General features: G+C 32.8%; 21 protein-coding genes. 15 read left to right on the top strand and 6 right to left on the bottom strand.

What is annotated here, in order from left to right:
* The first annotated feature begins 5 nt into the window (after window positions 1-5).
* Window positions 6-905 carry a 23S rRNA (adenine(1618)-N(6))-methyltransferase RlmF gene (gene rlmF / locus ACFQ1Q_RS12385; RefSeq protein WP_386131980.1) on the top strand — a complete coding sequence of 300 codons (900 nt, stop codon included), beginning with the start codon at window positions 6-8 and terminating at the stop codon, window positions 903-905.
* Between the two features lie 22 nt (window positions 906-927).
* Here the strand turns inward: rlmF and ACFQ1Q_RS12380 are convergent, their stop codons facing one another.
* The 3 genes from ACFQ1Q_RS12380 to ACFQ1Q_RS12370 form a co-directional block, all read right to left on the bottom strand.
* A complete protein-coding gene (locus ACFQ1Q_RS12380; protein WP_386131977.1) occupies window positions 928-1833 on the bottom strand; it encodes a TIGR01777 family oxidoreductase in 906 nt (301 codons plus the stop codon).
* Between the two features lie 61 nt (window positions 1834-1894).
* A complete protein-coding gene (gene mnmD / locus ACFQ1Q_RS12375) occupies window positions 1895-2578 on the bottom strand; it encodes a tRNA (5-methylaminomethyl-2-thiouridine)(34)-methyltransferase MnmD (RefSeq protein ID WP_386131975.1) in 684 nt (227 codons plus the stop codon).
* The gene (locus tag ACFQ1Q_RS12370) at window positions 2578-3093 is read right to left on the bottom strand and encodes a DUF4920 domain-containing protein (protein WP_386131972.1); all 516 of its coding nucleotides are present in this window, start codon (window positions 3091-3093) and stop codon (window positions 2578-2580) included. The genes mnmD and ACFQ1Q_RS12370 overlap by 1 nt, the downstream gene beginning before the upstream one ends.
* A gap of 118 nt (window positions 3094-3211) precedes the next feature.
* Here ACFQ1Q_RS12370 and ACFQ1Q_RS12365 point away from each other — a divergent pair, with 118 nt between their 5' ends.
* A complete protein-coding gene (locus ACFQ1Q_RS12365) occupies window positions 3212-4282 on the top strand; it encodes a branched-chain amino acid aminotransferase (RefSeq protein WP_386131970.1) in 1071 nt (356 codons plus the stop codon).
* Window positions 4283-4359: 77 nt separating this feature from the next.
* On the opposite strand, the gene ACFQ1Q_RS12360 is transcribed toward ACFQ1Q_RS12365, so the two are convergent.
* A complete protein-coding gene (locus ACFQ1Q_RS12360) occupies window positions 4360-4746 on the bottom strand; it encodes a pyrophosphohydrolase domain-containing protein (RefSeq protein WP_386131967.1) in 387 nt (128 codons plus the stop codon).
* 53 nt (window positions 4747-4799) lie between these two features.
* Between ACFQ1Q_RS12360 and ACFQ1Q_RS12355 the strand changes: the two genes are divergently transcribed.
* The 11 genes from ACFQ1Q_RS12355 (at window position 4800) to ACFQ1Q_RS12305 (ending at window position 18165) form a co-directional block, all read left to right on the top strand.
* Window positions 4800-4985, top strand: a complete 186-nt coding sequence (locus tag ACFQ1Q_RS12355) for a hypothetical protein (protein WP_386131964.1) — start codon at window positions 4800-4802, stop codon at window positions 4983-4985.
* Window positions 4986-5108: 123 nt separating this feature from the next.
* Window positions 5109-8933, top strand: coding sequence for a T9SS type A sorting domain-containing protein (locus ACFQ1Q_RS12350; RefSeq protein WP_386131963.1), 3825 nt, complete (start codon window positions 5109-5111; stop codon window positions 8931-8933).
* A gap of 231 nt (window positions 8934-9164) precedes the next feature.
* The gene (locus tag ACFQ1Q_RS12345) at window positions 9165-9863 is read left to right on the top strand and encodes a hypothetical protein (protein WP_386131960.1); all 699 of its coding nucleotides are present in this window, start codon (window positions 9165-9167) and stop codon (window positions 9861-9863) included.
* Window positions 9864-9900: 37 nt separating this feature from the next.
* A complete protein-coding gene (locus tag ACFQ1Q_RS12340) occupies window positions 9901-11676 on the top strand; it encodes a tetratricopeptide repeat-containing sensor histidine kinase (RefSeq protein ID WP_386131958.1) in 1776 nt (591 codons plus the stop codon).
* A complete protein-coding gene (locus ACFQ1Q_RS12335; RefSeq protein ID WP_386131955.1) occupies window positions 11673-12293 on the top strand; it encodes a response regulator in 621 nt (206 codons plus the stop codon). Before ACFQ1Q_RS12340 ends, ACFQ1Q_RS12335 begins: the two co-directional genes overlap by 4 nt.
* 12 nt (window positions 12294-12305) lie before the next feature.
* Complete coding sequence (locus ACFQ1Q_RS12330) at window positions 12306-13139, top strand: hypothetical protein (RefSeq protein ID WP_386131952.1); 834 nt, start codon at window positions 12306-12308, stop codon at window positions 13137-13139.
* A 100-nt stretch (window positions 13140-13239) separates the two neighbouring features.
* Window positions 13240-15216, top strand: coding sequence for a hypothetical protein (locus ACFQ1Q_RS12325; RefSeq protein WP_386131950.1), 1977 nt, complete (start codon window positions 13240-13242; stop codon window positions 15214-15216).
* A 12-nt stretch (window positions 15217-15228) separates the two neighbouring features.
* On the top strand, window positions 15229-15753 hold the full coding sequence (locus ACFQ1Q_RS12320) for a hypothetical protein (protein WP_386131947.1): 525 nt from the start codon (window positions 15229-15231) through the stop codon (window positions 15751-15753).
* Between the two features lie 13 nt (window positions 15754-15766).
* Window positions 15767-16723: a DUF6175 family protein gene (locus ACFQ1Q_RS12315; protein WP_386131944.1), complete on the top strand. Its 957-nt coding sequence runs from the start codon at window positions 15767-15769 to the stop codon at window positions 16721-16723.
* A 14-nt stretch (window positions 16724-16737) separates the two neighbouring features.
* Complete coding sequence (locus ACFQ1Q_RS12310; RefSeq protein ID WP_386131941.1) at window positions 16738-17676, top strand: hypothetical protein; 939 nt, start codon at window positions 16738-16740, stop codon at window positions 17674-17676.
* A 72-nt stretch (window positions 17677-17748) separates the two neighbouring features.
* Window positions 17749-18165 (top strand): helix-turn-helix transcriptional regulator, encoded by a 417-nt coding sequence (locus ACFQ1Q_RS12305; RefSeq protein WP_386131938.1) that lies wholly within the window; start codon window positions 17749-17751, stop codon window positions 18163-18165.
* Between the two features lie 63 nt (window positions 18166-18228).
* On the opposite strand, the gene ACFQ1Q_RS12300 is transcribed toward ACFQ1Q_RS12305, so the two are convergent.
* On the bottom strand, window positions 18229-20262 hold the full coding sequence (locus ACFQ1Q_RS12300) for a dipeptidyl-peptidase 3 family protein (protein WP_386131935.1): 2034 nt from the start codon (window positions 20260-20262) through the stop codon (window positions 18229-18231).
* A 68-nt stretch (window positions 20263-20330) separates the two neighbouring features.
* Here ACFQ1Q_RS12300 and ACFQ1Q_RS12295 point away from each other — a divergent pair, with 68 nt between their 5' ends.
* A complete protein-coding gene (locus ACFQ1Q_RS12295; RefSeq protein ID WP_386131932.1) occupies window positions 20331-21377 on the top strand; it encodes an SRPBCC family protein in 1047 nt (348 codons plus the stop codon).
* Window positions 21377-21739: a fluoride efflux transporter CrcB gene (gene crcB, locus ACFQ1Q_RS12290; protein WP_386131930.1), complete on the top strand. Its 363-nt coding sequence runs from the start codon at window positions 21377-21379 to the stop codon at window positions 21737-21739. The genes ACFQ1Q_RS12295 and crcB overlap by 1 nt, the downstream gene beginning before the upstream one ends.
* Here crcB and ACFQ1Q_RS12285 read toward each other — a convergent pair whose 3' ends face one another.
* Window positions 21740-22342, bottom strand: coding sequence for a DUF1684 domain-containing protein (locus ACFQ1Q_RS12285; protein ID WP_386131927.1), 603 nt, complete (start codon window positions 22340-22342; stop codon window positions 21740-21742).
* Window positions 22343-22427 lie beyond the last annotated feature (85 nt).

The raw sequence follows: 22427 nt of genomic DNA, 5'->3' as shown, positions 1-22427 counted from the left end.
TTATAGTGCAAAAAGCAAATACTTCACCTTCAAAAACATCTAAACTTCATCCCAGAAACAAACACATTGGTCGTTATAATTTTGAAAACTTGATGAAACATTCACCAGAGCTTAAAGGTTTTTGTAAACTAAATAAGTACGGTGATTTATCTGTAGATTTTTTTAATCCTGAAGCTGTTAAAGCTTTAAACAAAGCATTACTAAAAAGCCATTATAATTTAGAATTTTGGGACGTGCCAAGTCAATTTTTGTGTCCACCCATTCCTGGCAGAGCAGATTACATACACTATTTGGCAGATTTGATTGGTGATACTACAGAAAACCAAAATATAAAAGGTTTAGACATTGGCACAGGAGCAAGCTGCGTCTATCCGTTAATAGGCAATAAATCTTACGGTTGGCAATTTATAGGCACAGACATTGATAAAGAAGCTGTGCAGTGTGCAAAAGAAATTGTGTCTAAAAACAATTTGAGTAAGAGTATAGATATCCGGTTACAAATTAATAAAGCTAATAAGCTTGAAGGTGTTTTAAAACCTGATGAAAAAATTGATTTTGTAATGTGTAATCCGCCATTTCATGCATCTGCAGAAGACGCCAAAAAAGCATCAATGCGAAAATTGAAAAATCTTAAAGGAAAACAACCCCAAAAATTAGTTTTAAATTTTAGCGGTCAGCAAAACGAGCTATGGTGCAAAGGTGGCGAAGTGCGCTTTATTAAAGACCTAATTTTTGAAAGCCGCCGCTTTTCTAAGCAATGCAAATGGTTTACGTCTTTAGTTTCAAAAGCTTCAAATTTGGAAAAAATCTATAAATATTTAGAAACTGTTGAAGCTAGAGAAATTAAAACTATTGACATGGGACAAGGTCAAAAAATTAGCCGTTTTATCGCATGGCGGTTCTAGGATTTTATTTAAACTTCAGTAATTAATCTAGCAAATCATTTAAAGCTGGTTCTAGATTATGAAATTGAAAATAGAAGCCTTCAGCCTCAATTTTTTGAGAACTTACACGCTGACTTTCAAACAAAATAATATGCATATCACCCAATGCTAATTTCATAGCAAATTTTGGAATATTAGGTAAAATTAGTGGTTTGTTTAAAACAGAAGCAGCTACTTTAGTCAATTCTTTATTTGTTACAGGGTTTGGTGCAACGGCGTTGTAAACACCCGTCAAATTTTCGGTAACCGCATAAACAAACATTTTGGCAAGGTCACTAATATGTATCCAACTTTGCCACTGCTCTCCACTACCAAAAGCAGCACCAGCACCAAATTTCATTGGCTTAATAATTTCTGGTAATGCGCCTCCATCTTTTGCCATGACTAAACCAATTCTCAATTTGCAAATATTGAGACCCGAAGACTTAAAATCGTCAACCGCAGCTTCCCATTTTTGAACAACTTCACCCAAAAACGTATCGGAAACGGTATTATAATCTTCAGAATAATAGTTAGTTAAAGACGATGGATAATACCCTATTGCGCTGGCTGAGACAATCTGCTTTATATTGTAATTATTAGCATCAATGGTTTGTTTCAGTAATTTTGCAGTTTCGGTTCTACTATTTAATATGGCGTTGCGGTGTTCTTCCGTCCAACGTTTAGATATTGTTGCTCCAACCATATTAATGATGGCATCAACACCTTCTAAGCAGTTTTTATCAATTTCATTTTTTTGAGGATTCCAATAAAATCCTTTGTAGTTCTCTTGATTTTCTAGCTTAGATTTTGAAGTTGTTAAGTAATTAACCGAAATGTTGTTTGCATGACAAACCTTAACAATTTCGCTACCAATTAAACCTGTTGCGCCTGTTATTAAAACCTTCATAATCTATCTTTTTGTAAAGATACATGAGGTTAAAATGGGGTTACTACAATTTAATTAAGATTTAACGTTTTATGGCTCTAACCATATGGCGTTTATTTGGCGGACCATCAAGTCGTTGTACTTCGAAACCTACAGCTCTCATGGCACGCTTAACAGAGCCTTGAGCAGAATAAGTCGTTAAAATTCCATTTGGTTTTAATGCGTTATACATTATTTTAAAAATAGACTCGTCCCATAAATTGGGTTGAACACGTGGACCAAAAGCATCAAAATATATGACATCAAATTCTGAAATAGTTGTAATGTCTTCAAAGAATTTTATTTCCTTTTTAAACTGAAAATTTTCTTTAATTTTTACTTGTGTTTCCCATGGCGAAGTATGTAGTTTATCAAAGTCTGCTTTATGTGCTGTTGAAATCAATTCAACATAATTTAGTGCTTCAATTTCTTTTGAGGATATGGGATACGCTTCTACTCCAACATAATTAATGTTTAGGTTTTGTTTTTCGGCTTCAATTAGAGTTAAAAAAGCGTTCAATCCTGTGCCGAAACCTATCTCTAAAACATTTATAGTTTGTTGAAAAGATTCAGAAGCAAATTCACTACAAAAGAAAAGCAAACCATTCTTTAAATAGACATGGTTTGCTTCGTTTATGGCACCGTGTTTAGAATGGTATTGCTCATTCCAATCTTCTATCTGAATGGTTTTTGAACCATCGGCTGTTGTAATTATTTTTCGTTTCACTATTTATTTAGTAAAACACCATCGGCTTCAAAAGAATAGGTAACCTCAGGTTCTGTAATTTTAGCAATGTCTTCAGCCGACTTTCCAGCATCTTCGGCATAATGTTTTAAATCATCTACAGATGTTTCGCTCACGTAAGCTTTACCATTAATGACGACTTCTCCAGATGCATCTAAAGGCATAAAAAATCCGTAATCCTTAAAAGTAACTCTTACAATTTCATCGTTACCCATGTCTAACTTCATCCAACAACCCTTTTTTGAGCATACTTCAGTGATTTGACCTTTCATTTTGGCATTTATTGTATCGCCAACTTTCATGTCTTTGTAATAGGTTAACATTCGCTCTGAGGATAAAGCGTCATCATCGTTAATTTTTTCTCCAAAACTTAGATAGGCAATATCTTTTGATGTTTCGGTAGTGATTTCGTCGTTTATTGTATCAGAAGATTTTTTATCATTCTTACAAGACATTACTACAAGAATTAAGACTAATAGGCTTACTATTTTTTTCATATTAAGTGAGTTTAATTGTTGATAATTTATGTAACAAATTTACGAAATTTTAAGGTAATCTTAGGTTTTTGAAGACCTTCATTGTGTACTTTTGCAAAACGAAACTAAACCAATATAAATGAGCACCGATACAGCAAACAGAATTCATATAGAAAAAGCTACAACTTCAAAAATTAGTCAAGTAGATTTTAATAACCTTATGTTTGGTCGTGTATTTACAGACCATATGTTTGTTTGTGATTTTAAAGACGGTAAATGGCAAAAACCACAAATTATGCCTTACCAAGCGATGACTATAGAGCCATCTGCGCGCGTATTTCATTACGGGCAAGCCGTTTTTGAAGGGATGAAAGCCTACAAAGATGAGGATGGTAAAACATTTTTATTTAGACCTCAACAGAATTTTGAACGTATAAATAAGTCTTCTGCGCGTATGGCAATACCAGAATTTCCTCAGAATTATTTTTTTGAAGGCTTAGAAGCTCTTTTAAAATTAGATAACGAATGGATTAAGCCTGGTGTTGGTAGCTCTTTATACTTACGCCCTTTTGTTATAGCTACAGAACCTGCAATTTCAGCTTCGCCAGCAAACGAGTATCGTTTTATGATTATTTGCTCACCTGCAAAAGCTTATTACAACGAGCCTGTACGAGTTTTAATTGCTGAAAAATACAGTCGTTCTGCGGATGGTGGCGTAGGCTTTGCTAAGGCTGCTGGTAATTACGGAGCGCAATTTTTTCCAACAAGTTTGGCTCAGAAAAAGGGATTTCAGCAAATTATTTGGACGGACGCTAGCACACACGATTATTTGGAAGAAGCTGGTACTATGAATATTTTCTTCAGAATTAATGACAAATTAATTACTGCACCAACCAACGATAGAATTTTAGATGGTGTTACACGAAAAAGTGTTATTCAGCTTGCAGAAGACTTAGGCATTGATTGCGAAGTGAGACAAATTACGGTTAAAGAAATTAAAGAAGCTGCAAAAGATGGTAGCTTAAAAGAAATTTTTGGAGCAGGCACTGCGGCGGTTATTAGTCCGGTTTCAGCATTTGAGCACGCTGGAGATGTTTTTGAAATAACAGCAGCAGACAAATCTTACGCTCAACTTTTTAAATCGACATTATTAAATATTCAGCATAATTTATCTGAAGATAAACACGGTTGGAGACATGAAATAAAATAAATTTTTATTTCCTTATTTTATAAAAAAAGTTCCAATTATAATTATTGGAGCTTTTTAATTTTTAAAATATAATAAAATTACTTTTCTAAAATCTCTTTGATGTTTGGCTTAAAATAATTTGGCCCTTTTAAAACTTTTCCATCTTCTCTATAAATTGGTTCTCCGTCTTCTCCTAATTTACTCATATTGCTTTCTTGAATCTCTGCAAATACTTCTTCAATTTTATGTTGTAAACCATGTTCTATTATTGTTCCGCACAAAATGTAAAGCATGTCGCCTAATGCATCTGCTACTTCTACGAGGTCGTTATTATTAGCAGCTTCTAAATATTCTTCGTTTTCTTCGCGCATTAATTTGTAGCGTAATTGGTTTTTTTCCATGCCCAAATGAGCTTTTGGTGTTTCTCTATACCCAATTTTAAATGCCGTATGGAATGCTTTTACTGCTTCAATTTTATCTTGCATATTCTATTAGTCTTTTATAATTGATATGGTTAAATTTGCATAAAAATAAGAAGATGTTTACGACTGGTCAATTAGTTTTTGGAATATTATTTTTTATCGCTTTTTCTATAGTGATTGCGTTTCAGTATCGTAAAGATTTAAAACTTCACAAAAAGTACTATAAAGGCACAATTTGGATTCTTTTGGCTTTTATAGGTTTTATTGGTGCAATTGCTGCAGTTAAATTTCTGCTGATGTAGTTCCTCTATGTAAACTGTTAATTATCGGCTTTTTAATCCTATAAATACCTAGTATTGGGTATTTTTTTGCAGGACGTAGTTTCCTAATTTTGAAAACATTAACTAAATTAAATTTAATCTGTTATGTTTAAAAAACTACTCTTCGCGTTTTTAATTTTCTTCTCAATAAAAGGAAATTCTCAACTTTCAACACTTATAGACGGTATTGTAAATCCTGTAGGAATGGCTCAAAATGGTAATATTCTCTATTTTGGTGCAGTGGGTTCGCAAAAAATTCAGTTTGTAGATACTAGTCAGGCAAATCCAATCTTACAAGATTTGATAACAAACATTGATTTTCCATCAAAATTTGTTGTTATCGGCACAGACCTGTATTTTACTTATGCCTTTTCTACAGTAGCTAAAATAAATTTAACAGAACCAACACCTACCGTAACAAATGTAATTAGTACAGGGAACTCATTTTATGGTATCGCCCAAAAGGACAATTATATTTATGTTTCTGAAAGAAACTCTGGAGAAATTTTAAGATTTGATTACACACAGATAAATCCGACAACCGAAGTTGTTGCTACAGGACTTGGAAATTTTACAAATGACATATCTATTGATGGAGATTACCTCTATGTTTCGAGAGGTTCCGCAAGTATGATTTCGCGTATTAATTTAACTCAGACACCCTTTTTAGTTGAAGATATTGTATCTACAAACAGCCCTTTAGAAGCTAAAGTAAATAATGGTAATTTATATATTTCGGGAAGTAACTACCTTAAAAAGGTAAACCTCTCAAATCTAAGTCAAGAACCTGAAACATTATTATCTGGAGTGACCTCAATTTGGGATATTTCATTTAATGGTACAAATATCTACCTAGCCCAACAAACAGATGGAAGAATTGCGCAACTCGATGAAACGTTTATAGACCCAACCACTAGCCCAGATTATGCCAATTTAGTAGCTCTTTATAATGCAACAGATGGTGCTTCTTGGACAAATAACAGTAATTGGTTAAATGCTACAAAACCTTTGTATAGCTGGCACGGATTAGAAGTTGAAAACAATAGAGTAACCTCATTAAATTTGTTTAATAATAATATTTCTAATTCTCTACCCTCGGAAATTGGCAATCTCTCTGAACTTTTAAATATAGATTTGTCTTTTAATGATTTAACTGGAAGTTTACCTTCAGAATTATTAAACCTCACTAATGTAGACAGATTACTAGTTAGAAATAATAATCTAAGCGGAATAGTACCAGATTTTGAAACTTTGCCTAATCTAATAAATTTAGAAATTGATGGTAATAACTTTCAATTTGGAGATTTAGAACCAAACCATCCAAGCAATACTACAATACCAAATTATGGATATTGGCCACAACAGACCATAAGTCAAGATAATAACTTAACATTGGATTATGGTGAAAATCCAATAATTCAAAGCAATGCCTCAGGCGCTAATAATGTTTATCAATGGTATTTTAATGGCGAATTAATTCCTGGAGAATCTAATGCAGACTTAATTGTAACTAATTTTCAGCAAATTAATGTTGGCCATTATTATTGCGAAATTACAAACACAGCAGTCAATGAACTTGTACTTAGAACCGGCACAACCACTATAAATAGCACTAATGCACCTTTGCCTGTTAATGATCTCATCGAAAATGCAATAGAAGTACCAATTGGTGGTTTTATAGACCAAAATGTAAGGTTAGATCTAGCAACTTCTACTGGCGGTGGTTCTGATTGTGGTGTAGATAGTTTTCAACGGGTGTATTATAAGTTTACAGCTACAGCTAATGGGCCAGTAAACTTAAATCTTAATGATTCTAACTTTCAGAGTGTAAATGCCAATTCTTTTATTATACCATATACTGCACCAAATCTTAACATTACTGATGAAGCTCAATTAACTGTTGTCCCTGGTCTATGCGCATTTGGTTTATTTCAAACTTTTACAGCTGTTGCTGGTCAGAATTATTATGTGCAAGTCTGTAGAAACTTAGATGCTAATCAATTTTCAGATGTCAGTATTTTTGTTCCAGAAGATGTCAATCAAGCAGACAGAGATGCACTTATCAATTTTTATAATAATAATGATGGTCCCAATTGGAATAACAATACCAATTGGAATACTAGCAACGCGGTAGGTTCGTGGTTTGGCTTGGAAGTAGAAAATGGTCGTGTGGTCGGAATCAATCTATCAAATAATAATCTTACAGGTAACACAATTTCAGATTTATTAGCATTAGATAATTTAGCTCTTTTAAATTTGAATAATAACAACATTACTGGTCTTGTTCCAGATTTTTCAACTTTATCACAAATGGATAATTTAGATTTAAGATCAAATAATTTCTCATTTGCAGATTTAGAAACAAATTTTACAGTAAACAATTCTCTAACAACATTTAATTTTAGTCCACAAAAGGAAACTGATACAGAAGAATCTTTTGAAGCCGTTATAGGTAGTGATTATACATTTACAATGACACCTGTAGCTGGGACAAATATTAGTTACCAATGGTACAAAACGTTTCCAGGAAACACCTCTCCTTTTGATGACCCTGTAATTGGCGCAACAAGCAATGTGCTATCAATAACAAATACACAAAGTGAAGATTTGAATGTTTATATCTGTGCTGCAACAAGCCCTTCGATACCAGATTTTAGAATTTTAAGGGCGCCTGTTGAGCTTTTTTCAGACGTAAGCCAAGGAGAACGTGACGCATTAATGGCATTTTATAATGCCTTAGACGGAGATAACTGGACGGATAACACAAATTGGGGATCAACAACTTATGTTAGAGATTGGTCACACGTAATAACAGCAGGAAACAAAGTAGTTGGCATAGATGTTTTTGGAGAAATTGGACTTAATGGCCAGTTACCTTCTGAGATTGACGGTTTAATACATCTCAAAAATTTAAGTCTTGCACTTAACGTAAACCTTTCAGGCCCAATACCAGCTTCAATAGGAAATATTACTACTTTAGAAAGATTACGTTTGCAAGGCACGAGCAACTCAGGAACACTACCAAGTAGCATTGGCAATTTAACAAACCTAGAGGAATTACGCTTAATTGGAAATAACTTTAATGGTGATATTCCAAGTACTTTTAACAACCTGGTAAGTCTTAAAGATTTTTATTTAATAGGAAGTGTTTTTCAATTTAACGGATTATCTAATCTTTTTACAGGAGAATTACCAAGCTTTAGCAACTCACCAGAATTATTTAGTATACGAGTGAGTGGTAATGATTTTTCTGGTGAGTTGGCAGACTATAGTCAATTGCCAAGTTTAAGCACACTTTATGTTGATGAAAACTTATATTCATTTAGCGATTTGTCTGTAAACCAAGCAAACAATGAAACAATAGACTTTTATGTTTTTTCTCCTCAACGAAATAATAGCGAACCTGAAACCGTAAATATTGCTCCAGGAAGTTCAATTACTTTAGATATAAATGGTATGGTTACTACTACGAGATATTTTGAGCGTTTAGATACAGACCAATACCAATGGTTTAAAGATGAAGTGGCTATAAGTGGTGCCAATCAATCAACTTATACCATTAGTAACCCACAAGAATCTGATAGTGGCGTATATTACTGCGAAATAACTAATTCTACTGTAGACGGTTTGGTAGTAAAAAGAGCGGATATTACACTAAACGTAAATGCCTCACTAGGTATCGATGATGTAGAAATATCTAACTTTAAATTATATCCAAATCCTACAACCGATTGGATAACCATATCTGCAAATGCACTACAAAACGCAACAGCAACTATTTATGATTTAAACGGACGATTAGTTCAAAGAAACGCTTTAAAATCTAATACAAATACTGTAAATATTCAAAATTTAACTGCTGGTGTTTATATTATGAAGATTACAACTTCTGAGAATAAAACAGTTACAAAGCGATTTGTGAAGCAATAAACAATTTTGTATTCAATGTTTTAGTAAAATCCAGACCTGTAGTTTTTGGTCTGGATTTTTTATTGCTACCAGAAAACAACTTCGTCTTTATTTTCTTACATTTTATCGGTATTGTACTTTGTCTTAAAAATTAAAGTCTAACTTTTATTCTTAAAATACCCAATAATGGGTATGTTTTTGTTTTAATCCTTTTTGCAAATTTGAAACAACTAACCAACTAAAACCAATAAAATGAAAAACAGATTAATTTATTCCTTTGCTTTTTTTACAATACTAACATTTAATTCTTGTGGACTGTTTGGCAATGATTCTTCTGAATGTGATGAAAAACTTATAAAGCAAACTAAAAAAATTGATGAGTTAAGTGAAAAACTTAGTGACTCAGAAAACGAACTACAATACCGAAACAAACTCGATAGTTTAGCGCAAACGTTCTCAAAAAATACAAAAATTGAGCAATCCATCAAACCTGTAAAAGATATCACCTTACCGAGAACAAACATTGAGCGTTATGACGTATTTGGAGATTTTTCGGTGCAAAATAAATCAATCAATATATTTATTCCTGTTACAGATGAAAATTTAAAAATTAAAAGTTTTACAAATATTTCATCTTCAAATGTGAATGCTATTCTAATAAGAGTCAGTAATAACTCAGACGCGGAAACAAAAAAAACACCAATTACTCATGTAATTGAAGCTAAATTTAAATTTGATGATTTTAATATTTCTTCAGCTAGATTAAATCAAGATAAAAAATTAAAAGTAATGGTGTTGAATGAAAATACAAGAGATATTTCCACACAAACCACTTACTATAAAAAATGCATCGAAAGTGTTAATAGGTATGAAAAATTGGACTGCAGATTACCAACAATAAAACCGTTTAAACCAAATGAAGACGGAGGAGATATTATAACAGGTGGATAATCCTAAAAAAATCATATTTACTATTCTAATTTTCCTTTTGGCTCAACTAACTTTTAGTCAAAAGGAAAATTTAATATTAAAAAAAATTGATTCTCTTTATACTTTAGAGAAGTATAAAAATATTATTGATTTAAATACGTCTGGTCTTTCAGAATTAAATTCTAATTACAAAGCAAAGGCTCTTTTTAAAATTGCCAAATCTTACGAGAATCTAAATAAAGAAGACATTGCCTTAAAATATTATAAAGAGGCTTTAGAAATAGAAAAAGCACTTCGAAATTTCGAAAAAGTCACAGAAATTAATTTAGAGATTTATCTCCTCCTTAACAGCCAAAATAGCTTAAACTCTGAAAAAGACAACTACCTTGAAGAAGTGCACAAATATGCAAGAAGCAAAAAATTAAATAAATGGTTAGCTTCTTATTACGCAAATTACGGAGTTAAATTATATGAGAAAAAATTTGATAAAAATTTAAAGCACAGAAAGGATTCGATTAAAACATATGCCGATTCTTCGAAATATTTTTTTGAAAAGGCACTTGTTCTTGCATTAAAAATAGACAGTATCCAAATGCAAACAAATTTAAATATCAATCTTGCATCTACTTTTTCAAGAAAATACAATGACCAAGACTCAGCAATAGCATTATACGAAAAAGCCCTTAATATTTACTATTCTGACACAATCAATAATAAGAATATAAATACCGAATTCAATATTTTAAATAATCTAGGAAACGCTTATAGAAGAAAAAAAGATTATCAAAATGCACTCAAATTTTACAACAAAGCTGAGAGTTTTAAACTGCCAAAACTAGATAGAAAAAGTAAAAAAATATTATTTTCAAATATAGATGCTACCTATTATTATATGAATGACTGGCAAAATGCTTATGATTATTTATATAAGTATGATTCTATAAAAAATATTATAAATCTTAAAGAACAGAATGCTTCCATAATAGATATTGAAGAAAAATACAATAACGAAAAATTAAGAGCAGACAATTTAGAACTAGAAGCAGAAGACGCTAAAAAAAGAACGTTACTTCTATCTGCTTTAGGCTTTATTATTTTTGGGAGTATTGTATTTCTATTAATTCAAAAAAACACCAAGAAAAAACAAAAACTAGCCGAGCAAGAAAAAGAAATACAAACACAAAAACTAGCTACAGTTTTAAAAGAACAAGAGCTTAATGCAATTGACGCCATGATTGAAGGCCAAGAAAAAGAACGCCAACGCATTGCCAACGACTTGCACGACGATTTAGGCGGATTGATGGCTACCGTAAAGCTTCATTTTAATGCGCTAAAAGACAAAAAATCACCTGAACTTTTCAATAAAACCAACAGTCTAATCGATGAAGCTTACAACAAAGTGCGTTCTGTTGCACATGCAAAAAACTCTGGTGTTATTGCCAAGCACGGACTTTTAAAATCTATAAAGGAAATGGCAAGTAAAATTTCCATTTCAAATAAACTAAACATAGAGGTTATTGATTATGGACTAGATAATCGACTAGAAAACAGCCTAGAACTTACTATTTTTAGAATTACACAAGAACTTGTTTCTAATGCCATAAAACACGCCGAAGCTTCAGAAATAACTATTCATCTAACAAATCATGAGGATAGTATTAACCTCATGGTCGAAGATAATGGAAAAGGTTTTGACACCAGTCAAATCACCAAAACTGCTAAAGGAATGGGCATTGGCAGCATAGACAAACGAGTAGAACACTTAGATGGCAAAATGACCATTGAGTCCGAAAAAAATAAAGGTACAACCGTTATAATAGATATTCCCCTATGATAAGATTAGCCATTGCCGAAGACCATCAATCTCTTATTGATGGTATAGAACTTTTACTTAAGTATGAAGACGACATCGAAATTGTTGGTACTGCTAATGATGGCGAACGTCTGCTCGAAATTGTAAAACTCAAAGAACCTAATATTGTAATTACAGATATTAGAATGCCAAAAAAAGATGGAATAACGGTAACTAAAGAAATTAAAGCACACTTGCCGCACATCAAAGTGTTAGGTTTTACAATGTTTGACCAAGCTGAAGCGATTGAACAAATGATAGCTGCAGGAGCATCAGGTTACCTGTTAAAAAATTCTCCTTTAGAAGAAGTGCTTACTGCAATTAAAACGGTGTACGCTGGCGGAACGTATTTTGATTCTAATTTAAATATAAATACTGAAGACAATCAGAACAAAAAAGCAAAAGGCGATTTAACCAAAAGACAAATTGAAATATTAGCACTTGTAGCTCAAGGTAAAACCTCACGAGAAATTGCCGATGAGTTATTTATTGGAGTACATACAGTAGATACACATCGTAAAAACATGATACGCATATTGGGCCTTCAAGGCAAAGGTGAATTGATGCGTTATGCGCTTGAGAAAAAATATAAATTTTAAAAACTTTTTAATATGAAGATTAAATTAATCATAATTCTTGCGATTTGTTTATGCTCCTGCTCCTCTACAAAATTGAATAGTTATGGTATAAATAAGGAAAATAATTTTGAGAAAATTAAAACTAAAGCTGACTTCAATTATTTAAAAATAACTTCATCTGACATAACAATTCCAAATAGAGCAGATATTAATCCAGATTCTAATGGTTTTGTTTCAGATATTTTAGTAAGTCAATTATTAAAACTACCAGATTATATTGGAAAAATAATTAAGGATAGAAAGAAAAAATTCAAACAGAATTATAGCGCTAAAAATACTCTAGACTTTAAAACTAATCATACAGACACAACTGTCTCTTTACCAGAATTAGAATTTGAACGTTCTATTTTTATTGAAAATGTTAACGACAAAAATCAAGCATTGAAATTAAACTTTAATCCAGTATTAATTGATGATAAAATGTTTGCATTTAAATTAGATGACGCTATTCTTTCGTACTCGAAGGCTAAAACTACATCAAAATACCCTTTTGTTACACTTAACATTATAATTAAATGTTCATATTTTGATAAAGAGTCAGGTGGAATAGATTCAGAGAAAGAAATTGCATCCCAAAATATGGTCATACCTATTGGTATTAATCAAAAATTTAAAACTGTTTATAATGATGTTGTTCTATTATCTGACCCATTTGAAATTTGCGGACTAAAAACTATTGAAATAGAAATCACAGAAATAAACCCATACTATTTAAAACTAGATGAACTAGAAACTAATCTCAATGAAAATTCAGAAAATTTAACCGACATATTAACCAAACTAACTGAATTAATTAAAGCTAAATAATACTTCCTAACTTGTATTGAATCTCAAAAATACCCAATAATGGGTATTTTTTTGTGCCTTTTCAGAAAGTACATTGCACTGCAAACCAATATACTTAACAATGAAAAAGCTATTCAACCAATTTTGCTTAATCCTATTACCATGCTTACTAATATCGTGTGGTAGTCTTGCAGGTTATCAAAACAATCAATCAACCTTTGTCAATTCTATGGCAAAAGTTGGACCGACACAAACCCAAACAACAGATAATGCCGAAATGGCAAAAACTGCGATTAATACGTTTACAACTAGCCTAGGTTACACAAACGTTACCGAAATACCAACTACACAAATAGAAGTTGGTAGAGACACTTTTAAATCCTACGGTTTTAATAATACAGCAAGTATTCTGCAACAAGAGTTAGACCGAAGAAATGGTGTTGGCAGTACAAATCCACAAAGCGCTGCAGTTGTAGCTGCAAACACTAAAGACAATGAAGAAATGGCTGCTAATGCCATTACGTCTTTTACTTCTCAATTGGGACATTCTAATGTTTCAGAATTATCTGACGAAGAACTTTCTGTAGGTATTAAGACTTTTAAATCTTATGGGTTTAATAACACGGCAGGAATTCTTCAAAAAGAAATGGACCAGAGAAAAGGTACGGAAAACAGCACTGAAATTGAAGCAAAATCTGATGTTGCTACAACTGATGACTCTGAACAAACATGGAGTTATTCTAAAACAAGTGAAACCGACGATACAGAAAACGAAAAAGACACTTCTTCTGCACTTGCTGATTTGTCTCAATATGCTAATAAAAGAGAAGCTACACTTGCTGTCTTATCTGAGCAAGAAGCAAAATCAACAGGAAGTAGCACAAACTATGCTGCTCAAAATCAAATTATTGCTTCCGCTGGTAATTCTAAAATAAAAAATGCTGAAGCGAATGCCGATGAGAGCAATGTTATTAATTACAAAAGAAGTTCTGTCTACACCTTAATGTTAGATAACAAAGGAAGACAACATGCTGATGTCATAAGAAACACATTTGGTAACTACGAAACGCCTTCAAAATTTAACGACCATAATATTGGACCATACTTAATAGACATCAACTATAAAGCGAAAGACCATTCTAAAAACATTTCTAGTTTTTTAAGTCAGAACGATATTGCTAAAAAAATAATTTCAAAATGGTTTAATAGAGATGAAAACGGCGCTTTTGATATGTCTTTAGTTGCCGAACGCGGATATTATAACGCTACAGATTTAGATGTACAACTAGCTCAGAACAACGAAAGAGGCGTTAATATTTTGGCTGATGCCGGTGAGGAGCTAATTGGTAACACTTTTATAATTGTAAATGATTACAAATTTACTGACAAAAAAGAAGTGGCTAAAAAAGCTGGTGGATTTTTGAAAGCGCTTTCAAATGTTGCACGAGTTGCAGGATACAGCGATGTTGCAAATGTTGCAGATGTTGCAAACGTTGGCACCCAAGTAGCGGGCAAAGGTTACGTAATTAAAACAACCTCTTACTTATACAAACTTGTTTGGGACGAAAAAACAGCCGCAACTTTTTATAATGAGCATTGGACAGATAAAGAAAATTTTGACCCTTCGAAAGCAGAAGCCTTCAACAACGCAACTAATTACAAACTCAAATATGTTGGTTCTCAAAGTGCATGGGCAGATGTACAAAGTAGCATTTTTTCTAGCAAAAGTGATGTACAACTTGTTGAACGTTCATCTATAAAAGCAACTGATAAAGCACTTGCAAAACTAGAACGTAAATACGAAATCTTTAGAACTAAATCTCCTTTGTTAAGTGGTGACCCGATTACTGCTAAAATTGGTTTAAAAGAAGGACTTAAAAAAGGAGACAAATTTGAAGTTTTAGAACAAGTCTTAGATAAAAACGGAAAAACTACTTACAAACGTGTAGGCATTATTAAAGTAGACAAATCACAAATCTGGGATAACAGATATATGGAACACCTAGAAGGTGAAAATCCAAACAAATACGAGTACACTCTTTTTAGTGGAAAGAAAAACAAATACCAAGCAGGCATGCTCATTAGACAAATAAACTAAACCCTAACTATTATGAATAAATTAAAAACTCTGCTACTAGTAATAACACTAATATTTATTGGTGGTACAGCTGAGGCTCAATGGAAAAAAAACAAAGCCAACAAAGACACAAAAATTTGGCGCTACGATTTAGAATGTGAAGGTATTGGTAAGCTTGGCTCTAAACTTGTAAAAGTTTGGTCATATTCTAAAAACCCCAAACATGCTATCTCTAGAGGAATGAAAAACGCAGTACATGGCATTGTTTTTAAAGGATATTCAGGTGGTGGACAAGGCTGTACATCTTTAAATCCTTTAGTAAAAGACCCAGAAGCAGAACAAAAGTATAAAGACTTTTTTGATGCCTTTTTTGCCGACGGCGGTGAGTATTTAAAATATGTTTCTGCTGCAACAGATGGCAGAATTGCACCTGGAGACAGACTCAAAGTAAGCCGTAGAGAATACAAAATCGGCATAGTCGTAAATGTACTTACAGATATGCTTCGTAAAAGATTAGAAGCCGAAGGCATTGTAAAAAAACTTAACTCAGGATTCTAAAAAACAAACACAAATGAAACTTAATATAATAAAGCTATTAATAATAACTCTATGCATAAGCTGCATTAAAGCAAATGCTCAAGCAAAAAAACCAACTTTAATGGTTGTTCCAAGTGATGCTTGGTGCATAAAAAACGGTTATGTTCAAACCTTTGATAATCAAGGTACCATTGAGCAAATACCAGATTATAAAAAGGCATTTCAAAATGATACTGAAGTGTTACAAGTTATAAGTCAAATTAATGGTATCATGGCAGATAGAGGTTTTCCTCTCAAAAATATGGAAAGCGCTATTAGGTCATTAGCATCAAACCAGGCAGAAGACAATTTAAGAACGTCCAAAAACTCTGGCGCTGGTGTTACTGAAAGTCCTATTGATGCATTAAAAAAAGTCGCAAAAGCAGATATTATTATGCAACTAACATGGACAGTAAATAAAACTGGTCCAAAAAAGTCAATAAATTTTATTCTTCAAGGTTTAGATGGTTATACCGATAAACAGATTGCATCTGCTGAAGGTACTGGAGCGCCATCATTTTCGGCAGAAATACCAGTGTTGTTGTCAGAAGCCGTATTATCACATATGGATAGATTTACAGAACGACTTCAAGCTCATTTCGACGATATGTTTGAGAACGGAAGAGAAATTATCGTAAGAGTACAAACATGGAACGACTGGGAAGAAGATTTAGAATCTGAATTTGATGGTGAAGAATTAGGATATCTAATAGAAGACTGGTTAGCCGCAAATACCGTAAAAGGGAGATTTAGCACTACAGACATGACTGAGAGCATGGCTTTGTTTGAGCAAGTCAGAATTCCGCTTTATAACGATAAAGGTAGAGCCATTGATGCACGGCGTTATATTAGAGATCTATCCAAATATCTCAATGGTGCTCCTTATAACATACCTAATAAAATTGTTATGAAAGGATTAGGAAGAGCCACTTTAATTTTAGGAGGTAAATAATAAAAAAACACAAAATGAAAATTAAAATATACTTATTAGCATTTTTATTATCAGTTATGGTAACTACTAGTGCTCAGCAAAACAGTCAGTATCTTTTGTTAGGTGCTCACGTACCAGAACAAGCAGAAAATATTCCAGGGATTTCAAAACGGATGTTAATCAACAAACTCGGGAAAATAATTACTGAAAATGGCATCTCTGATGATGTCACAAATTCAAGATTTATACTTGTGCCAAATGTTACTGTACTTACAAAAGATGTATTACCAACGGCGCCGCCAAGAGTTGCACTAAATTTAGATATGACATTATATATCGGAGATGGTGAAGGAGGAAATCTTTTTGCTAGCGAATCTTTTGAACTTAAAGGTGTGGGTTCTAATTACAATAAGGCTTTTGTTATGGCTTTAAGACAACTAAAACCAAAAAATCCCAGAATTACTGCTTTTATAGAAAAAGGAAAAACAAAAATTATTGACTATTACAATAATAACTGTAGCGTAATTATAAAAAAAGCTGATCAAGCTGCACGAGTTAATGATTTTGAAGAAGCTGTTGCCATTTTGGGTAACGTACCTGCAGAAAGCACATGTGTTGACAAAACTATAAGACCTTTAAAGACATATTTTGCTTCGTACATTGATTTCGACTGTAAACAAAAACTTAATCTAGCCCGAAACATTTGGAGTGCCAATCAAAATATAGAGTCTGCTAATGAAGCTGCAAGATTACTAATTAATGTAAATCCAAATGCAGCGTGCTTTAATGATGTAAGAACTCTTTTTAGAGAAATCTCAAAACGCTCTAAAGAATTATCTGACAGACCTTGGGAATATAAACTTATGGAATTAGATGTACAACGAAGCCAGGTTGAAGCTGCTAGAGATATAGCTTTAGAACGTGCTAGAAATTTTCCAAATACACTTTCGTATAATATAGGAAGATGGTTTTAAAGGAAAATGGTCAGTTAAAAATCCCCTTTATTGGGGATTTTTAAACGCTAGATATCTATATACTTTGCGAATATGAAAAGCCATGACACACATAAAAAAATTATTATCCTACTAGAACAACTTGCATATTCTGATGAAAAACTAAACACCGAACAACTTTTTAATATTTTAGATAAGATTAGAAATATCTGTTTAGATGAAACAACTATAAATCTGGTAATGTCTTCTCTTAAATCCTTAAGCAAACATCAAATGTTTGATAAGGTAAAAAAACTTACCGATAGAGAAACACAGGTAGTTTTACTAATATCTAAAGGATTAAAAAGCACAGGTATTGCAAAACAATTGAATTTGAGTAAATCAACAATTGAGACACACAGAAAAAATATCCGAAAAAAACTAAATCTTAAGGGTAATGATAGTTTGTTTGCTTTTGCTTTGGTTTTTAGTTTACAAAGCAAATCTCATCAAATTTTGGGGGAAGTTTGATGAGACGCAAGAAAAAAGGCGACCGATTGGTCGCCTTTTTTTATTTTATACCTTTTTTTACTCTTAATTTTTTGTAGGCAAAAAACTATAAGTTTTACTGTACTCTAACATCTGTTCAGCAAAGTCTTTTGGCTGAGTTACTTTTATGGAAATGATTTCACCATTTTTATTCATCTCTGGAACTAAAACTGGATTTACAAAACCACTATAAGGCGCAGAAGTAAACTGTTTGTTTCGTTCCAAAACTTCGGCATGAATATCTTGGTCCACTTTGACACCATAACCTTCGACTAAGGCTTCAACAGCAGCGTAATCACCTTCGGACTTTATGCGCTGAGTTTCTCGTAATAATTGTCCAAATAATTCGTGTAACTTTTCGTAATCGTTGATATTAAAATATGTTTTTCCGTTACGAGTTACTTTTTCAATAACGTTGTCTTCTTTTCCTTTTTCATAAGCCCACGCGCTTACCCATTGGCGATTTCGCATGTGTGCTTCTTCAACATCATCACCTAGATTTAATCTAATTAATTGTGTCATTAAACCATTACGGATATACCCATCAAAAGCGGCCTTACCTACTTTTTCCCAATCGTCAACTAAGCCCAATTCTTCTAATTTTGGACTGTACAAATAATATAAACCTACTAAATCTGCACGGCCTTCTTCTAAAGTAGACGCATAGTTTTTTAAGGTTTCTTTAGTTTCTCCTACTCCAGGATTTAATTGTCCTGAGGCATGACCAATAACTTCATGTAGAGCAGTGTGTAATTTGTCTGCAACTTGTCCATATTCTTCTTCAAGTTTTAACTCCTCTTCATCATGTACAAATTCTTTTAGTCTTCCCGTGCTTCCAGCATTATTGTATGCATTAATAATATTTCCTAGAGAAACAGATTTACTCCCAACTTCTTTACGAATCCAATTGGCATTTGGTAAATTTACGCCAATCGGAGTACTTGGCGATGCATCACCAGCTTCACCTGCAACGGTTACGACTTTGTAAGTAACGCCTACTACGCTGTCTTTTTTATGTTCGTCCATTAATGGGGAATTATCCTCGAACCACTGCGCATTTTCAGACAATACTGCCATTTTTTTAGACATATCAAAATCGTTGATTTGTACAATAGTCTCATAACTTCCGCGGTAACCTAATGGGTCGTTATAGACTTCAATAAAACTATTAATGTAGTCTACATTACCTTCGGTAGCCGCTGTCCATGCAACATTATAATCGTCCCAAGTTTGTAAATCGCCCGTTTTATAGTAATCAATTAATAAACCTATTGCATTGCCTTGCGCTTCGTTTTCCGCAACAGATTTTGCTTTTTCTAACCAATTTATAATTTTATCAATAGCACTTCCGTAAAGTCCTCCAGACTTGTAAACGCGCTCTTTTAATTCGCCATTTTCCTTAACCAATTGCGAGTTTAGACCAAACGATAAAGGTTTGTCTGGATTTGGGGATTTTTTTGCCGCATAAAATTTCTCAACATCGGCATTAGTAACATTTGGCCCATAAAAATTTACCGCAGAAAGTGCGACATTATCAACACCTTTGGCTTGGTTTACCTTTTTACTATCTTCATCATTAAATATAACATCGAAAGCCTTACCGTCTAATTTTGTGCTAGTTTCAGCAAGAAGTGTATTTAAATAGCCTTTATCAAATTCAGGCTTTAACTTATCATTTGAGTAATGGTGATGAATACCGTTACTAAACCATACACGCTTTAAATATTCTTCAAAAGCTTTCCAATTATCTGTGGTTTTATCGCCAGAATAATTGGTATACACATTTTCTAAGGCTCTTCTAATTGCTAAATTATGTCTATAATTTTGGTCCCACATAATATCGCGACCAGCTAAACCAGCTTGCGTTAAATAGTAAACCAATTTTTGTTCTTTAAGTGTTAAGTTTTCCCAACCTGGAATTTGGTAACGCAAAATTTTAATGTCAGCAAACTGCTCTACATTATAATCGAATTCTGATTGCGCCTCGGCAACTTCATTCTGATTTTTTTCTTTATCATCTCCACAAGAAAACAATAGAGATGACACCAAAGCAATACCTAATATTGATTTTAATTTCATTTTTGATTTAATTTTAGTTGTACACAAATGTAACATTTAAAAGACATACCATAAAATTACTATCTTTGATGAGTAACTCAAATCAGCCACGTATGAAAGCCTTAAAATACATACTCTTTCTCCTACTTATTTTATTTATTGGACTCGCTATTTACATTGCTGTACAGCCAAATTCCTTTGAGGTTGAACGCAGTAGAACTATTAATGCTCCTTCAGAAGTTATCTATAATAATGTTATTGATTTTGAAAATTGGGAAACTTGGAATTCTTGGAAAGAAGAAAATCCAGACATAAAAATAATGTTACCTGAAAAAACTGAAGGTATTGGTGGCTCATATACATGGGAAGAAGATGGAGAAACTGGTGTTATGCGAACCATTGATTCAAAACCATTTACATCGATTACGCAAGAAATGCAATTTGGAGATTATCCTAAATCTGATGTTATTTGGACATTTACACCAAATGGAGATGGCACTACTAAAGTAAGCTGGAAAATTTCTGGAAGTGACTTGCCCTTTATGTTTAAAGCATATTTAGCTTTTATGGGCGGAATGGAAAAACAGATTGGTCCACAATACGAAAGAAGTCTGGAGCTTTTAGACCAACAAATACAAAAAGATATTACGGCTTACAACATAAAAATTGATGGTATTACAGAGTACGGCGGTGGTTTTTACATGTATAAAACCACATCGGCTAATAATGCGAATATCAGCCAAATTATGGCCAAACAATATGCCGAAATTTTAAGCTATATGGGAAGTAATAACATTCAGCAAGCAGGAATGCCCTTTACAATTTACGAAGAAATGAACGCCGAAAACGGAAGCATTTTAATGAGCCAAGCCATACCAGTAGCTAATAAAGTTATTGTTACAGGAAGCTCTCAGGTACTTTGCGGGTTTATTCCAAAGACTCGTGCATTAAAAACAACTTTAACAGGAAACTATAGCAATTTACAAGAAGCGTGGTCAGCGACGATGAATTATATTGCCCAAAATAACCTTGAGCAAAGTGAATTAAAACCTTTTGAAATTTACCAAAACGACCCAGGAGAAGTGGCAAACCCTGCAAATTGGATTACCGAAATTTACGTCCCAATAAAAGAATAATGAAATCTGCACTATTAGTATTTTTAGGTGGTGGCATTGGTAGTGTTTTACGATACTTAATTGGCAAGTGGCTTAATAGTTCCCAAACGGGAATACCTTATGGCACATTTTTAGCTAACATTATTGGTAGTTTTCTTATTGGAATAATCATTGGCCTTTTTATTAAACAGCAACTTAACGAACAGCAAACACTATTGTTAGCTACAGGGTTTTGCGGCGGTTTTACAACCTTTTCCACTTTTGCTTATGAAAACCATATGTTTTTAAAATCGGGCGACTTTACCTCTTTTGCGCTTTATACCATTGGAAGTTTTATTGTTGGCTTTTTGGCGGTATTTGGTGGAATTTATTTGGTAAAGTAATCACTTCTTTTTAAACGCTTTTACACCAGCTTCAACGTCTATATCTAAGTAATTTATCCTTGGTACAATTGGGCAACTATATTTTTTATTGTAAGCACAGTAAGGATTATAGGCTTCATTAAAATCTATAGTAATGGTATCACCTTTAGGAATAGACAATCCTATATATCGTCCGCCAGCATAAGATGTTTCACCATTGGTATTGTCTAAAAAAGGTAAAAACAGGTAATCTTTATATTCTTCAGAATTCATGTTATCCTCACCCTGATAAATATTTAATTTATATTCTTTTCCTTTTAAAGTAAAAGTTGCGATACCAAAAACACGTTCTTTAGATAAACGATTTGTTGTGGTTTTCATATTAAACCATTCGGCATTTGGTGTACGTTCTAATTTTGCTTTAACTTTAAACGATTCATCATATTTAAAAAAATCTAAACCTTCAAACGTTTTTAAATCTTTGGGTTTTAATGGCGATTTACTCGCATCTTTAAAATCTGAATTCATCTTTATTTGCCAAGGTGTTTCGCCAATAGTTGCTGGTTTTTTCTGAGCACAGCTATTAAAAGAAATAAAAGCTAAAAAAAGAAGAAAGTATTTCATTTTCTATTATTTTGAATTTCAAAAATACAACTTATACTTTTTTTTTATAGATTTGAAAACAAATCGTACAACACAAACATGAATT

Origin of the sequence: Winogradskyella litorisediminis (assembly GCF_042675765.1) — a bacterium.
Classification (GTDB): Bacteria; Bacteroidota; Bacteroidia; order Flavobacteriales; family Flavobacteriaceae; genus Winogradskyella; species Winogradskyella litorisediminis.
This window is presented reverse-complemented; position numbering and strand designations above follow the sequence as displayed.

What these genes read in the sequence shown, in the direction of transcription:
- ACFQ1Q_RS12380 (WP_386131977.1), bottom strand. Translation starts at nt 1,833, where the DNA reads ATGAAGGTTTTAATAACAGGCGCAACAGGTTTAATTGGTAGCGAAATT.
- ACFQ1Q_RS12370 (WP_386131972.1), bottom strand. Translation starts at nt 3,093, where the DNA reads ATGAAAAAAATAGTAAGCCTATTAGTCTTAATTCTTGTAGTAATGTCT.
- ACFQ1Q_RS12365 (WP_386131970.1), top strand. Translation starts at nt 3,212, where the DNA reads ATGAGCACCGATACAGCAAACAGAATTCATATAGAAAAAGCTACAACT.
- ACFQ1Q_RS12360 (WP_386131967.1), bottom strand. Translation starts at nt 4,746, where the DNA reads ATGCAAGATAAAATTGAAGCAGTAAAAGCATTCCATACGGCATTTAAA.
- ACFQ1Q_RS12355 (WP_386131964.1), top strand. Translation starts at nt 4,800, where the DNA reads ATGTTTACGACTGGTCAATTAGTTTTTGGAATATTATTTTTTATCGCT.
- ACFQ1Q_RS12350 (WP_386131963.1), top strand. Translation starts at nt 5,109, where the DNA reads ATGTTTAAAAAACTACTCTTCGCGTTTTTAATTTTCTTCTCAATAAAA.
- ACFQ1Q_RS12345 (WP_386131960.1), top strand. Translation starts at nt 9,165, where the DNA reads ATGAAAAACAGATTAATTTATTCCTTTGCTTTTTTTACAATACTAACA.
- ACFQ1Q_RS12335 (WP_386131955.1), top strand. Translation starts at nt 11,673, where the DNA reads ATGATAAGATTAGCCATTGCCGAAGACCATCAATCTCTTATTGATGGT.
- ACFQ1Q_RS12330 (WP_386131952.1), top strand. Translation starts at nt 12,306, where the DNA reads ATGAAGATTAAATTAATCATAATTCTTGCGATTTGTTTATGCTCCTGC.
- ACFQ1Q_RS12325 (WP_386131950.1), top strand. Translation starts at nt 13,240, where the DNA reads ATGAAAAAGCTATTCAACCAATTTTGCTTAATCCTATTACCATGCTTA.
- ACFQ1Q_RS12320 (WP_386131947.1), top strand. Translation starts at nt 15,229, where the DNA reads ATGAATAAATTAAAAACTCTGCTACTAGTAATAACACTAATATTTATT.
- ACFQ1Q_RS12315 (WP_386131944.1), top strand. Translation starts at nt 15,767, where the DNA reads ATGAAACTTAATATAATAAAGCTATTAATAATAACTCTATGCATAAGC.
- ACFQ1Q_RS12310 (WP_386131941.1), top strand. Translation starts at nt 16,738, where the DNA reads ATGAAAATTAAAATATACTTATTAGCATTTTTATTATCAGTTATGGTA.
- ACFQ1Q_RS12305 (WP_386131938.1), top strand. Translation starts at nt 17,749, where the DNA reads ATGAAAAGCCATGACACACATAAAAAAATTATTATCCTACTAGAACAA.
- ACFQ1Q_RS12300 (WP_386131935.1), bottom strand. Translation starts at nt 20,262, where the DNA reads ATGAAATTAAAATCAATATTAGGTATTGCTTTGGTGTCATCTCTATTG.
- ACFQ1Q_RS12295 (WP_386131932.1), top strand. Translation starts at nt 20,331, where the DNA reads ATGAGTAACTCAAATCAGCCACGTATGAAAGCCTTAAAATACATACTC.
- crcB (WP_386131930.1), top strand. Translation starts at nt 21,377, where the DNA reads ATGAAATCTGCACTATTAGTATTTTTAGGTGGTGGCATTGGTAGTGTT.
- ACFQ1Q_RS12285 (WP_386131927.1), bottom strand. Translation starts at nt 22,342, where the DNA reads ATGAAATACTTTCTTCTTTTTTTAGCTTTTATTTCTTTTAATAGCTGT.